Source organism: Agrobacterium sp. ST15.16.024, assembly GCF_027956545.1.
GTDB lineage: Bacteria > Pseudomonadota > Alphaproteobacteria > Rhizobiales > Rhizobiaceae > Agrobacterium > Agrobacterium cucumeris.
The window spans coordinates 1260024-1275281 of the sequence record NZ_JAQKGO010000001.1 but is presented as its reverse complement, the minus strand read 5'-3'; the positions used below and the strand labels follow the sequence as shown (position 1 = coordinate 1275281).

8 protein-coding genes are annotated in these 15258 nt (G+C 60.7%); 3 read left to right on the top strand and 5 right to left on the bottom strand.

What is annotated here, in order from left to right; translation table 11 throughout:
• Positions 1 to 209: 209 nt before the first annotated feature.
• Entirely contained in the window at positions 210 to 6590 is a 6381-nt protein-coding gene (locus PL640_RS06280) for a hypothetical protein (protein ID WP_271361130.1), read from the top strand.
• A gap of 110 nt (positions 6591 to 6700) precedes the next feature.
• Here the strand turns inward: PL640_RS06280 and PL640_RS06275 are convergent, their stop codons facing one another.
• Positions 6701 to 7618: a PhzF family phenazine biosynthesis protein gene (locus PL640_RS06275; protein ID WP_271361129.1), complete on the bottom strand. Its 918-nt coding sequence runs from the start codon at positions 7616 to 7618 to the stop codon at positions 6701 to 6703.
• Between the two features lie 308 nt (positions 7619 to 7926).
• On the opposite strand from PL640_RS06275, the gene PL640_RS06270 reads away from it, so the two are divergent.
• Positions 7927 to 8700 (top strand): NAD kinase, encoded by a 774-nt coding sequence (locus tag PL640_RS06270; protein WP_142839663.1) that lies wholly within the window; start codon positions 7927 to 7929, stop codon positions 8698 to 8700.
• Between the two features lie 21 nt (positions 8701 to 8721).
• Positions 8722 to 9222 carry a hypothetical protein gene (locus PL640_RS06265; RefSeq protein WP_271361128.1) on the top strand — a complete coding sequence of 167 codons (501 nt, stop codon included), beginning with the start codon at positions 8722 to 8724 and terminating at the stop codon, positions 9220 to 9222.
• Here the strand turns inward: PL640_RS06265 and PL640_RS06260 are convergent.
• The 4 genes from PL640_RS06260 to PL640_RS06245 form a co-directional block, all read right to left on the bottom strand.
• Positions 9214 to 9696: a cysteine hydrolase family protein gene (locus tag PL640_RS06260; RefSeq protein ID WP_271361127.1), complete on the bottom strand. Its 483-nt coding sequence runs from the start codon at positions 9694 to 9696 to the stop codon at positions 9214 to 9216. The two genes, PL640_RS06265 and PL640_RS06260, sit on opposite strands and share 9 nt — an antisense overlap.
• A gap of 71 nt (positions 9697 to 9767) precedes the next feature.
• A protein-coding gene (gene prfB, locus PL640_RS06255; protein ID WP_142839658.1) for a peptide chain release factor 2 occupies positions 9768 to 10899 on the bottom strand; the annotation gives its coding sequence in 2 pieces (ribosomal slippage) (positions 9768 to 10829 and positions 10831 to 10899; 1131 coding nt in all).
• 98 nt (positions 10900 to 10997) lie between these two features.
• Positions 10998 to 13445, bottom strand: coding sequence for a penicillin-binding protein 1A (locus tag PL640_RS06250; protein WP_271361126.1), 2448 nt, complete (start codon positions 13443 to 13445; stop codon positions 10998 to 11000).
• 327 nt (positions 13446 to 13772) lie between these two features.
• Positions 13773 to 15044 (bottom strand): N-acetylmuramoyl-L-alanine amidase, encoded by a 1272-nt coding sequence (locus PL640_RS06245; protein ID WP_271361125.1) that lies wholly within the window; start codon positions 15042 to 15044, stop codon positions 13773 to 13775.
• Between the last annotated feature and the right edge of the window lie 214 nt (positions 15045 to 15258).

Sequence of the window (15258 nt, the reverse complement as noted above, 5' to 3'; positions counted from 1 at the left end):
CGAGGCTTAAGTGCAAGCTTTGTTATTACGGCACAGTGATGTAATTTCGCCCGAAAGCTGGACCACCAGCAATTCGGGATTTGGTAAATGGCGGAATTGTTCCCTTTAACGGGATAATGTTCCGCCGGCATGATGGCGGCAGTCCGCTTGCAGGTTGCAAGTGGTCCAACGGCATGAAGCCGGGCGTATGTGTAACGAGGCGTAACCGCATGGCGAATAACAAGATCAGCGACTCTGTCGACGAGACTGCATTTCAGGCGTTGGAAGACGCCCTGCAGCTCGGTGCTTTCGAAGAAAAGCCGGAATCGCGGAAGACCGCAGCGCCAAAGCAGCCGGAGGCCAGATTGAAGGAAGCAAGCAGACAGACCCCTGCTCCCGAGGCCGCGCGCGCGCCTGCCGAACAGGCACCCAAATCCCCCAATCTGGAAGCGGCCAATGACGGCTCCAAGCGCAGCCCGGCGATGATCCTGAAATCGCTTGAAGGCGGCTCCATCGGCGGCGCACTCAGAAATGCGACGATCATGTCGGTGATCTGGGCGCTGGGTGGTCTCGGTGTGGCACACCTGCTTTACGGCAATGCGCTCTGGAACATCGCCTCGCTGGCCGACCTCACCGCAATTCCCGGCCTGATGGCGATCGTCGTCGGCATCCTCGTTCCCGTCATGCTGTTCTTCGCCTTCGCGATCATGATGGCGCGTGCCCGCGATCTGCGTAACGCCGCCCGCTCGATGGCCGAAGTCGCTCTTCGCCTTGCCGAGCCCGAAACCGTTGCCTCCGACCGCATCATGTCCGTGGGCCAGGCGGTTCGCCGCGAAGTTTCGGCCATGAATGACGGTATCGAGCGCACCATTGCACGTGCGACGGAACTGGAAACGCTGGTCCACTCTGAAGTCAACGCGCTTGAGCGCAGCTATGCCGACAATGAACTGCGCGTCCGCAGCCTTGTGCAGGAACTGACCGCCGAGCGCGACGCCATCGTCAACCATGCCGAGCGCATCCGCTCGTCCATCGTTGGCGCACAGGAACAAATCAAGGAAGAGCTTTCCATCGTTGGCGAAGAGCTTTCGATGCGGCTTGCCACGACAGGCGAAGCCTTCGCCTCGATGATCGATACGCGCTCCGCCGCCCTGCTTGAAAAATCGCGCGCTTCCACCGAAGCCATGGGCAGCCTGATCGCCGCCAAGACCGAAAACCTGCTTCAGGCATTGAATTCCTCAGGTTCGACCCTGTCGAACGAATTCGACATGCGCCTGCACAATCTTGCCTCGACGCTGGATGAGCGCGGCGAAGTGCTGCTTGAGCGGTTCGCAATCCATGCTTCGACGCTGGATAGCGGTGCCGAAAGCCTCAACAGCGCGCTTGAGGAGCGCACCCGCCAGCTCAACGAAACGCTGTCCACGCGCACGCTGGAACTCAACCGCAATATTGATCGCGGCCAGCAGATCATCGGCGGATCGCTGGATACCGTGCTCGACAAGCTTTCGACGACGCTTGAGGAAAAGGGTCTCTCCTTCCGCCAGAGCCTGCAGAGCACGGCTGATGATGCGATCATGGATCTCGATCTGCGTTCCGGCCTCTATGAAGAGCGGCTGCAGGCGACGGTTGGCCAGGTCAACTCGGCCTTTGACGAGCATGTGGCGGAATTTGCCAGCGCCTTCGACCAGCGCGCCGGCAGCCTCGACAGCAAGTTGATGGAAAGCCTCGCCCGCATCAACGAAACCGTTGCCGGCGGCTCCGAGGCCCTCGATACCATGCTGAACAGCGGTCTTGAGCGCATCGGCAATACCATGACCGATCAGTCTCTGGCGCTTGCAACCGCGCTGGGCACCGGCCAGGAAATGCTTGAAAGCGCGCTGGAAACCCGCACCCGCGAGTTCAGCGACGCGATTGGCCAGCGCACTGCCGAAATCACCAATGCCTTCGCCAATTCGCACGAGAAGATCGACAACGTGCTGGCGGAACGCAGCAATGCCCTGTTCGGCGCACTTTCGGCCAGCCAGGATCGTTTTGACGAAGCGCTTGCCAGCCGTTCGCTTGCCATTACCGGCTCCGTTTCCGGCACGGCCGAACGCCTCGCAGCGATGCTTGACGAACGTGCAGCCGCAATCAACAGCGTTGTCGCCGATGTCGAACGCCGTCTGTCGGAGACACTCGAAACCCGGGCCGCCGCCATCACCGGCGCCGTCTCCGGTATCGAGGACCGTATTTCCGACACGCTGGAAAGCCGCACGGCTGCCCTGCACGACGTCGTCTCCGGCGCGGAGAGCCGTATCGCCGAGACGCTTGACGGTCGCACGGCTGCTCTTTCCAGCACGATTTCCGGCGTCGAGGAACGCATCGCCGACACGATGGACAGCCGTACCCTGTCGCTCGACATGACCTTCGCCAATGTCGAGGAAAGGCTTTCCGAAACACTCGACAGCCGCACATCCGCCCTTGCCGGCATCGTCGCCAGCGCCGAAGAGAAGATCGCCGGTGCGCTCGACAGCCGCACGACCACCTTCGGCGACGTTGTTGCCGGTGCCGAGACCCGTATCGCCGAAACGCTTGACGGTCGTACCGCCGCGCTCAATGCCGTGGTTTCGGGTGCCGAAGAACGCATTGCCGATACGCTTGACAGCCGTACCATGGCGCTCGACATGGCATTTTCCGGGGCAGAAGAGAAAATCGCCGATGCGCTCGATACGCGCACCGCAGCTCTTGGCGAGCTGGTGGCAAGCGCCGAGACCCGTATTGCCGGCGCGCTCGACAGCCGCACGGATTCGTTGAAAAACGTCGTTTCCGGCGCGGAAGAGCGGATCACAGACGTACTCGACAGCCGAACCATGGCGCTCGACATGAGCTTCTCCGGCGTCGAGGAAAAGATTGCCGATATTCTCGACAGCCGCACCGCCGCCCTGCACGGCGCCGTTTCCGGCGTGGAGGACCGTATTGCCGGCGCGCTGGACAGCCGGACGGCTGCCCTTTCCGGTATCGTTTCCGGCGCGGAAGAACGCATCGCCGATGCACTCGACAGCCGGACCATGGCGCTCGACATGACGATTTCGGGTGTCGAAGAGCGGATTGCCGAGGCAATGGATGCGAGAACATCGTCGCTTTCGCTTGCGGCGGCCGGTGTCGGACAGCGCCTCGAAGCCACGGCGTTTACACTTGAAAACGCCCTTGCCAGCGGCCACGAGCGGCTGGAAACCATGCTCGGCTCACAGGCGGAACGCATTGCCGGTTCGCTGGAGCGCAATAGCGGCCTGATCGAGCAGAGCGTTTCTGGCGCGGCCAACCGCATCGAAACCGTTGTGGAAGATGGCAGCAGCCGTTTTGCACAGACGGTGGAAGAAGGGGTCTCCCGCCTCGAAAGCAATCTGTCGCAATCGCATGAGGATATCCGCACCGCGCTCGACCAGCGCCACGCGGATATGGCTGCGACGCTGAGCTCGGCCACTACCCAGATGGGTGACATGCTCTCCGAGCAGGCAATGATGATCGGCACCACTGTCGCTTCCAGCGCCAGCATGCTCGAACTGTCGCTCGAAACCCAGCAGGACACGCTGCAGAGGGCAATCGACGGAAGTGCTGCGACGCTCGAAGAACGTCTTCGCAACAGTGCCGGTGACATCGCCGTCAAGATCGGCGAAGCCGCCCGCGAAATCGGCGGCGCGACAGACGCCCTCTCCTCCCGCATCGAAACCTCGATCGGCAACGTCACCACCCGTCTCGACGAGACAGGTGCGCGTATCGAAACGTCGCTCGACACGTTGCAGGCCCGCGTTGGCGGTGATCTGGCCAATGTGAACACATCGATCGAAGATGCCGGCCGCCGCTTCGCAGAGGCGCTTGAGGACAAGACTGCGGTCTTTGCCCGCACCAGCGACGAAGCTGCCGAGCGCATCACCGGCATTCTGGACGAGCAGACGACACGTGTTACCGACACGTTCGAAAGCCGCACCACCCGTCTGGCCGACACCTTCGATACCGGCACAGCCCGTATCGACGAACGCCTCGGCACCATGGACCGGGCGCTGACGATCGGCCTCGAAAACGTCAACCGTACCATTGAAGGCAAGGCGAGCGATCTCGCGGTCAGCCTGCGCGGAGCGGTCGTCTCCGCCACCCAGAGCATCGGCGATGAAGCCGTTCGCTCGTCTGCCCTGCTCGCCAAGTCCGGTTCGGAATTTGCCGACCAGGTCCAGGCGCAGAACGAGGCCTTCACCAAGGCCATCGAGGAACGCTCCGGCGAGATCGTCAACCGCATTTCGGATGCTCAGACACGTCTTTCCGGCCAGGCCGCAGCCGTTGCCCAGACCTTCTCGGAAGCCGGCAACATCATCGTCAACAAGGTGGCCGAGGCTGAAGCCGTCGTCCGCTCTCAGGTCGGTGTCATTTCAGAGACGCTGACGGGTGTGGAATCGGCCCTCGACGCGCGCGGCGAATCCATCCGCTCGGCGCTGGATAACCGCACCCGCGAACTCAACTCGATGCTGGCCAACCGTTCTGCCGAACTGTCGCGCCTGATCGAGGAAAAAGCCAAGCCGGTGGTCGACGAATACGCCACCATTGGCCGTGAAGCCGCCGAAAAGATCGTTTCCGCTGCCCAGCAGAGCGCAGAACTTCTGTCGCAGAGCAACAGCGGCATGGTCGGCATGGTGGAACAGGCGATCAGCGATTACGCCAATGCCGGCACAGATGCGGCAAGCAAACTTGTCGCCGCCACCCGCCAGAGCACCGACATGCTGTCGCAGACCCACACCGCCATGGCGGATGCCGTCGAACAGGGTATCGACAAATATGCCCGCTCGGGCAGCGATGCCGCCAACAAGCTGGTCGCCGCCACCCGCCAGAGCACGGATATGCTGTCGCAGACCCATAACAGCATGGCCGAAATCGTCGAAAAGTCGGCTTCCAACTTCAACTCCGCCGTCGAGCGCGCCGCACAGGAATTCGGCACGGCCGATGAGGCCCTTAATGCCTCTGCGACCCGTTTCTCCGATAGCGCCTCGCAGGCCGCCGACATGGTCTCCAGCTCCAGCCGTCTGCTCGAAGGAAAGATCGACCGCCTGTCGAATATTTCCGGCCAGACGCTGGCACAGGTTGCCGGCATCGTCGGCCGCTTCGAGGAACATTCGAAGGTGCTGAGCCAGGCCTCCGAACTGCTCAATGCGGCGCAATCGAGCCTCGTCGGCACGCTGGAGGAGCGTCAGGACGCACTTCGCAGCCTGTCGGTCGGCCTCGTCAAACGCTCCGAGGAAATCGAAAGCGCCATGCGCAACGTCGTCGGCGTGGTGGAAACCACGCTCAACGAAGCCGAGGAGCGTTCGCAGAACGTCGCCGGCAATCTGCGCGACAACCTGCAGGCGTCCTTTACCGATATCGGCCGCTCGCTGGATGAGACCGAACAACGCGCCCGCTCGGCGGCACAGACCATGCGGGGCGCCCTGCTCTCCGCCGGCCAGGATGCCAGCCGCTCGATCGAAAGCACGCTGTCCGACGCCCAGAAATATTCCGACGAGCTGGTCAACCGCCTGCGCGGCGGTGTCGAATCCTCGCTCTCGGAAGTCGACAATCTCTTGGGCAGCGCCTCGGAAAAATCCAATGCCGCCGCCGCCAACCTCAAGGAGACGCTGCGTCAGGCCGTCGAAGAGGCCGTCAGCCGCTTTGCCGGTGCGACCGACGAGATCCGCCGCTCCAGCCACGATATCCGCCGCGAGCTGGATGCGACCCGTGCCGAACTGAAGCGTGGCGCATTCGACCTGCCGGAAGAAGCCAAGGAAAGTGCGGCCGCCATGCGTCGCGCCGTTTCCGAGCAGATCAAGGCCCTGCAGGATATTTCCCAGCTTGTTGGCCGTTCGGCCCACCAGATGGAAGTCTCCGAACCCGTCGCCCGCGCCATTGCCGCTACCCAGCCAGCCGCCGAGCGCCGTGTCGAGACGCGTCCGCAGCCGGCAGCAGCCGCTCCGGTGCCACAGCGCCCGGCGCAGGCGCAGCCTGCCCCCGCGCCGGCCGCACTGCGCGGTTCCCTGCCGCTTGAAAACCGCCAGGTCGAAAACCGGCAGACCGAAAACCGTCAGGCACCCGCCCCCGCTCAACCGGTTGCGGCAAACCCTGCCGGACGTCGTGAAGAAGGCGGCGGCTGGATCAGCGATCTGCTGCGCGGCGCCTCGCGTGACGGTCAGGAAACCTCTGCGGCTTCCGCCCCCCGCGCCAGCGCCGAACAGCAGCCGACCCGTGCGGCCGACACCCGTAACCCGCGGCACATGGTCGAATCGCTGAACTCGCTCTCGGTCGATATCGCCCGCGCCATTGACCACGATGCCTCGGTGGAGCTGTGGCGCCGTTACCAGCGCGGCGAGCGCGACGTCTTCACCCGTCGCCTCTACACGCTGAAGGGCCAGACGACGTTTGACGAGATCAAGCGCAAATACGAGCGGGAAGCCGAATTCCGCACCGCCGTGGATCGCTACATTACCGATTTCGAAAAGCTGCTGGCCGACGTGGCCCGCACGGACCGCGACCGGAGTGTTACCCAGTCCTACCTCACCTCCGATACCGGCAAGGTCTATACGATGCTTGCCCATGCGGCGGGCCGGTTCAACTGATCTGGCTGACGCAGACATAATAAAACCCCGGTCGAGAGACCGGGGTTTTTCTTTCGATTGCTGGCTGTTTCGTCGTTCTTAAACGACGTGAACTTACAGGCTCACCGACATCAAATCTCAAACGTACCTGATGCAACGCGCACCGCGTGACCGCCGATGCGGGCGCGGGCGATTTCACCGTCCTTGATGTCCATGCGCAGGTGGATGTGGGACGGCCGTTCCATTTCCACGCCCTGCTCGATGAGGAGCGGATAATGTCCGTCGGTCAGGCCATCGAAATGGTGAATGGCGCCGGAAAGGGCGGCAGCCGCCGAACCGGTGGCCGGATCTTCCGAAATGCCCATATCCGGAGAGAACATGCGGGCATGAAACTTCGCCGCGTGGTTTACGCCGCCGCGACAGTAGATATAGGCCGCCGTCAGCAGCCCTTCGACGAGCGGTGCGGTGCGCAGCCACAGATTGGCGTCGAAATCCATGTCACGCACGGCGGCGATATTGTGCAGGGGCACGAGCAGAAACGGCACACCGGCCGTCCAGATCGACGGCACGTGATTTTCAAAACCCAGATGGCCTTCGCTGACGCCCAGCGCATCGGCAAGTGCCGCATGATCGAGCGGCAGCTCGACACGGGATGATTTGCGCGGCAGGTCGAATTCGGCGAAGCTGACGGCGCCGGCGCGCATCTTTACCGCACAACGGACAGGGCCCACCTTCTCTTCCAGCACACAGACCATATCGACATCATCATCGCCATCCTTGCGATTGCGCTCGGCGATGGCGACAGCGGCACCAACGGTCGGGTGTCCCGCAAAAGGCAATTCGCCTGATGGCGTGAAGATACGCAGCGAAGCCGCATGTGCCGGGTTGCCCGAACGATTGACGAAGACCGTCTCGGAAAGGTTCATTTCCCTGGCGATTGCCTGCATCGTCGCCTGATCGAGGTCGTCGGCGTCATACATGACCGCCAGAGGGTTTCCCGCCATTCTGGTTTCGGTAAAGACATCATAGATATTGTAGTTCAGCACCAAATCCGTCTCCTGCCATTCATCCTACGGCCTGCTTTGCAGCAAACTGCATCAGGCCGCCCTGCATCGCAACCCTTGTCGGAGAGCGGAAATCAAGAAGCTGTGGAACGGTGCGGCGCAATGGCGCGGTGGGGGAACGTCTCGCTGCCGGAAAGGCCTTGTCGCCAACCGTCGTCTTCATGTACCAAGGATGCGTCTTGTGGCTTGTGATCGACCGTTTTGATCGACGTTTGAAGATTGCGAGCCGCTTCAACAGGTTACAACATCGTTTGCAAGCCTTCTCAGGTCTGCGCCGTTGTCGAGGGAAGCGGATGTCGCATTCTAACTGTTCACTGTCCTTCGTCGCCTCCGCAACCGAAGAGGCGCAGACGGCGATGGAGGCGCTGAAGGGCGTTTACGGCAACACGCCGTTTGAGGAGGCGGAAGTCATCGTCGCGCTCGGCGGTGACGGCTTCATGCTGCAAATCCTCAACGAAACGATGAATTCCGGCAAACGTGTCTACGGCATGAACCGGGGATCGGTCGGCTTCCTGATGAATGATTATCGGGTGGAGGGTCTGCTTGAGCGTATCGCGGTTGCAACCGGCAATGATTTTCATCCGCTGCGCATGACAACGACGGATTCGGATGGCGATGAGTTCACCGCCCTTGCCATGAACGAGGTCAGCCTGTTCCGCCAATCCCATCAGGCCGCCAAGCTTCGTGTGGAAGTGGATGGCAAGGTGCGGCTCGAGGAGCTGATCTGTGATGGCATGATGGTGGCGACGCCTGCAGGGTCCACCGCCTACAACTTTTCCGCCCATGGGCCGATCCTGCCGCTGGAATCACCGCTTCTGGCGCTCACCCCCGTCAGCGCTTTTCGTCCGCGGCGCTGGCGCGGCGCGCTTTTGCCGAATAAGGTGACGGTCGACATTCATGTTCTGGAACGGGATAAACGCCCGGTGAATGCGGTGGCTGACCATACGGAGGTGAAATCCGTTCGTCACGTTCGGATCGCACAATCGCAGGACAGGACCGCGAGGATTCTCTCGGATCCGGACCGTTCGTGGTCCGACCGGGTTCTTGCCGAACAGTTCAACAATTGACGCTAACCATTCATAACGGCCATGAAACTTAGACAATCGATCCTCGCTGCCCTCATTCTCGCCAACGCCGTGTTGCCCGCACGGGCGCAGACAGACCCGATCGATACGCTGCCTGTTTCCGCAATCTTCGTTGTCAGCAGCGGCATGTGGGAAGACCGAAACCTCGAGCCGCGGGAGGGCGCTGACGGCCAGTTGCGGCCACCGCCGGCATCGCCCACGCGTGGCTATTACAAGGTGATTGCAATCCGCCAGGGCGATGGAACGGCCAAGATTTACCTGCAGCGCATCGCCTTTACGGCGGAGGGACCAAATCTCCTCGAAAATGTCGAGCTGGAGGAGTTCAACCAGATGAAATCCTATGTGACGGATGTTCGTCCGGAAAGCTCGAACGGCGCATCGGATACGCCCGGCCTGTTCGTCACCGTCTATCTGAAAACAGACCCTATGGCCAAGGAAGCCGAAAGCTGGACGATCCTGATCGACGAGCTTGGCGAGATGAAGATAGAAAAAGCCTCAAACTGACGGCTGGATATCAAGCTCATGCGGCCCGGCCAGAACCGCGCCGAAATGGTGCTTCCATAATCTTGCGCCCAGTTCACCGCTACGGTCGAGGCTGGAGCCGACCGTCAGCCACGGCAACAGCGTTGGGTGCAATCCCGCATCGAACAGGGCAAAACCGGCTGCCAGTACGCAGGTGTCAGCCTGAATACCACAGACCAGCACCCTTTCGGGCTTGAGAGACCGTAGGTGGTCTATCGCCGCCTTTGGGGGCGCATAACCGTGCTTGATGAATATTCGGTCCGCGGCGACAAGCGACTCATCATCCCTGCCCGGCTTCCAGCCGAGCTGCCGCTCGAAAGGCGTGACGCTTTCATCATGCCGCTCGACGGTGGCAATGCTGGGCACCGTAGTTGCGAGTGCCGATATCTCCGCCACCAGCGCAGCCGGTGGATTAAAGCTCGGCTGAACGTCGACGATGTAGAGCACCTGTTTCACGCATATCCTCCAACGAAAAACCCCTCGCAGGACCTGCGAGGGGCAATTTCTCGATCGACGCATCTAGCGCCTTAGTCGATATCCGACACTTCCACGTCCGCACCACCGCTGATGCGATGCGCGAGAGCAGCTTCCATGAATTCGTTCAGATCACCGTCCAGCACGTTGCCGGGCGCGGTGCTTTCAACGCCCGTGCGCAGATCCTTGACCAGCTGATAAGGCTGCAGAACGTAGGAACGGATCTGGTGACCCCAGCCGATATCGGTCTTGGAAGCAGCCTGTGCGTTGGCCGCATCTTCCCGCTTTTGCAGTTCCACTTCATAGAGGCGGGCGCGCAGCATGTCCCACGCCTTGGCGCGGTTCTTGTGCTGCGACCGTTCCTGCTGGCAGGCAACCGCAATACCGGTCGGGATGTGCGTGATGCGCACGGCCGAATCCGTCGTGTTGACGTGCTGGCCGCCAGCACCGGACGAACGATAGGTATCGATACGGCAATCGCTTTCGTTGATGTCAATCTGGATCGAATCGTCGACGACCGGATAGACCCAGACGGAAGAGAACGATGTGTGGCGACGCGCATTGCTGTCATAGGGTGAAATACGAACGAGGCGGTGCACGCCCGATTCCGTCTTCAGCCAGCCAAAAGCATTGTGGCCCTTGACGAGGATGGTCGCGGACTTGATGCCGGCCTCTTCGCCATCGTGAACTTCCAGCACCTCGACCTTGAAGCCTTCGCGGTCCGCCCAGCGGGTATACATGCGCAACAGCATGTTCGCCCAATCCTGGCTTTCCGTGCCGCCGGCGCCGGAATGCACTTCGAGATAGGTGTCATTGCCGTCAGCTTCGCCTGACAGCATGGCTTCCACCTGACGGCGGTTCGCCTCGCTCTTCAGCGCCTTCAGCGAGTCTTCGGCGTCCTTGACGATCTCGTCGTCGCCTTCCATCTCGCCGAGTTCGATCAGCTCGATATTGTCCTTCAGCTGCTGCTCCAGCGCCTTGACGCCGCTGATGCTGTCATCCAGCTGCTGGCGCTCACGCATCAGCTTCTGGGCCTCGGAGGCATCGTTCCAGAGGGTCGGGTCCTCTGCCTTGTTATTCAACCAGTCCAGTCGTCTTATCGCCTGGTCCCAGTCAAAGATGCCTCCTCAGCAGGCTTATGGCCTGCTTGATTTCGTCGACTACGTTCACGATTTCATTGCGCATTTCGCTGGTTCTTCGCCTTCATTGAAACTTGTTGCTCAAATAAATGCGGGGGGCGCGGATGTAAAGACCCGCGCCCCCCGATGATCCCGGAACTGGTGTCAATAAAGACCGCCGCCACCGCCGGTGATGGCCTGCTGCGCCTGCGGCGAGGTCTTCAGAATATCTTCCTGAGACATGTAGTTTTCCGCGCCGATCACCGAGAAGCTGTCGGCCGGGCCGGTGCCTGGCTTGAAGGCTTCCATGATGGTGTCCGGCTCACCCTCAACCGCCGCCATGCCTGTCTTGCGGTTGACGGCGACGAAGTTCATGCCGGCAGGCACGATGAATTTGCTCGGCTCCAGATGTTTGGCCGCATCGGCGATGAATTCACCGAAGATCGGTGCCGACAGCGAACCGCCCGTGCCGCCGCGACCGAGCGGTGCGGGTGAATCGAAGCCGATATAAAGGCCAGCAACCATGTCCGGCGTATAACCGACGAACCAGGCGTCCTTTTCATCATTGGTGGTGCCCGTCTTGCCGGCAACCGGCAGATTGACCTTGATCTTGCCTGCTGCCGTGCCGCGCTGCACCACACCTTCCAGCATGGACGTCGTCTGGTAAGCGGTCATCGGGTCAAGAACCTGCTCGCGATTGTCGACGATGACAGGCTCATCCTGGTTCTGCCAGCTGGTGGCATTGCAGCCTTCGCAGGCACGCTCTTCATGACGGAAGATCGTCTTGCCGTAACGGTCCTGAATGCGGTCGATCAGCGTCGGCTTGATTTGCTTGCCGCCATTGGCAATGACCGAATAGGCCGAGACCATACGCATGACGGTGGTTTCACCCGAACCGAGCGACATGGCGAGAAGCGGCGGCATCTTGTCATAGATACCGAAACGTTCGGCATATTCCGCTACGAGATTCATGCCCATGTCCTGCGCCAGGCGCACGGTCATGAGGTTACGGGATTTTTCGATGCCGAGACGCAGGGTAGACGGACCGGCGGAGCCCCCGCCGTAATTCTGCGGCTTCCAGACCTGACCGCCGGAAACCACCTCGATCGGCGCGTCGAGAATGACCGATGCCGGGGTATAACCATTGTCGAGGGCCGCCGCGTAGATGAACGGCTTGAAGGAGGAGCCCGGCTGGCGCATGGCCTGCGTGGAGCGGTTGAATTCCGACTGCGCGTAGGAGAAACCGCCCACCATGGCCAGAACACGGCCGGTATGCGGATCCATCACCACCATGCCGCCCTGCACTTTCGGCGGTTGACGCAGGCGATATTCATTGCCGGAATTGGCAAGCGGCTGCGCATAAATCACATCGCCTGCCGCAACGACACCTACCGGCGACTTGGCAGTTGCCTTTTTGCCGGTCGCATCGCGATAGGCCCAGCGCATGTTTTCAGCGGAGATATGGCCGCGCGTGCGCTTGTCGCCATCTTCGGTTTCCGTGTCCGGCTGCACACCGATATCGACGCCATCGGCCGCAACGGCGAGGACCACGGCAACCTTCCATTCGGGAACGTCGCGCAGGCCCTTGACCTTGGCGAGCGCCGCCGTCCAGTCACCGGTCGTTTCGATCTTTTCGACGGGTCCGCGGAAACCGCGACGCTCGTCATATTGCACCAGACCATCCTGAAGCGCCTTGCGCGCCTCCGCCTGGATCTGCGGATCGAAAGAGGTGCGAACCGACAGACCGCCTTCGAGAAGCGCTTCCTCACCGTATTTCTCGACGATCTGGCGACGGACTTCCTCGGCGAAATAATCGGATGCGAAGATATGCGCGCCGCCGCGGCGCAGATTGACGCCAAGCGGTTGCTTTTTCGCATCCGTGGCATCTGCGACGGTGATGTAGCCGTTTTCGGCCATGCGGTCGATTACCCAGTCGCGGCGCTCGAGAGCCGCCTTTTCGCGACGGATCGGATGGTAGTTGGCCGGGCCCTTCGGCAGCGATGCAAGATAGGCGGTCTCGGCAATCGTCAGTTCCGTCACCGATTTATTGAAATAGGTAAGAGCCGCGCCGGCAATGCCGTAGGAATTCAGGCCGAAGAAAATCTCGTTGAGATAAAGCTCGAGAATCTTGTCTTTGGAATAGGTCTGCTCGATGCGGAAGGAGAGAATGGCTTCCTTGAGCTTGCGGTCGATGGTCTGGTCGTTGGTCAGCAGGAAGTTTTTCGCCACCTGCTGGGTGATGGTGGAAGCGCCGACCGGACGACGGCCCGAGCCGAAGTTCTGGATATTGACGAGAATGGCGCGGCCGAGACCGAAGATATCAACGCCCGGGTGATTGTAGAAATTCTTGTCTTCCGCCGAAAGGAAGGCCGCCTTCACCCGGTCGGGGATGGCCTGGATCGGCAGGAACAGGCGTTTTTCATGGGCGTATTCCGCCATCAACGCACCGTTGCCGGCGTGCACGCGGGTCGTTACCGGCGGCTCATAGGTGCTCAGAACTGCGTAATCCGGCAGGTCCTTCGTCACGCCGTGCAAATAAATCGCACCGACGACGGCGGCGCACAGGAAGAGCACGCTGGCCAAGCCGAAAAAATATCCAATCAGTCTGATCATACCAAGCTACCGATAATTCGAATCGTAACCATCAACGCCCGACGATTTACGGGCGTATCCTTGCATATCGCGTGCCGTTTTGCACACCATACCTTCGATGACAAGCCGGATACGGCAGCATTCGCTGATATGTTACCGGGTCAACCGCCGCATATCGCGTTTCTGTCGCTGTGCAGATCGCCACCGAATCCGCATCCGAGTAACGCGGGGAATGTGAGTAAAATAGGGCTTCGGGCAGTTAATAATCCGCAAGGCCCAAGAATTGAACAGCTTTTTGGCTGCAATCGGCACGGCGGCAACAGTGCTTTTACGACGCCGCCCGGTGTTTCAGCCGCCGTTTGCCATGGCCTTGGCGCGGTATCGCCCCACTGCCGTCGCCAGCCTGTCGGAGACCTTGTTGCGCCATTCGGCATCGAGGAGAAGCTTTTCATCTTCCGGATTGGAGAGGAAACCCAGTTCCAGCAGCACCGATGGCACATCATGGGCGCGCAGCACCATGAAACCGGCGTAACGATGCGGATTGTTGATGAGGCCGACCTGCCCTTCGAAGGAGGAGACGATGTTTTCCGCCAGCGTTACCGAAAAGGCCTGGGTTTCACGACGGGTGAAATCAAGCAGGATATCGGCGACTTCCGGCGGCTCGGTGGACACAGCCACACCGGCGATCTGATCGGACTTGTTTTCGCGCTCCGCCAGCTCCTGTGCCATGCGGTCAGATGCGCGGTCCGACAATGTATAGACGGTAGCGCCACGGATACCCTTTTGCTTCAGGGTGTCGGCGTGGACGGAAATGAACAGATTGGCATTGTTCTGCCGGGCGATCGTCACGCGCTCAGACAAGGCAAGAAACGTATCGGAATCACGGGTCAGGAACGCCTTAATGCCCGGTTCGCGGTTCAGCCGTTCAACGAGTTCCCTGGCAAAGGTCAATGTGATGACCTTCTCTTCCGTACCGGTCGCCCCGCCTGTCGCACCGGCATCGATGCCACCATGGCCGGCATCGACCGCGATAACGAACTCCGCCTGCCGCGCCGTCTTGTCGCCGGGTGTGATCGCCGCGGTGGTAACCGGTGCCGGCGTCTGCCATTGCTGGGTCTTCACCAGTTCGGCGAATTTGGCCTTGGTGGTGATTTCCGTATCCAGCACGAAACGGAAAGCTGCGCCATCCTCGCCCTTCTTCGTTTCGGCCACCGCCACCTGCACCGGTTTTTTAGCGGTCAGCACGATACGGGCGCTGTTCTGGCCCATGCTGCCAAAGCGGATATCCGAAAAAAGGCCTGTCGGTTTGAGGTCGGATACCGGAAAGGCAAAATTCACCGCCGGAAAATCAACGACGATGCGGGCAGGCGAATCGAGATAGTGAACATCGAATTCCGGCTCTTCGGCGAAATCGAGAACGATGCGGGTGCGCGCCTCGTCGCCGATGATGCGCGCCTGATTGGCGACAAGCGGTTCAAGCGCAAAGGCCTGCGGGACGCCACAGAGGACGGTGACGACCGAAAGGAAGACCGGAACGACGAAGGCACGCGCAAGCCGCGCGATTCGCACGCCAAGCGGCCCTGCCCCACCTGATATCTCTGCGCTGCGCGTGAAATTCATGGTCTTCAAGAAATTCCGTATTTCAGTCATTTTCGATAAATGGAGCGGAAAAGCACCGGGAACGGCACCGTTTCGACCACGCCGGACGTTTGTTTGCGCGTTTGCGCCCCACAATCGCAGGCCTTGGTGAACCAATTGTTAACCCGGAAATTCCACCAACAATATGGCATATTTAGCCACCCTATTGCTATTATGACAGAGAAAACATACAACA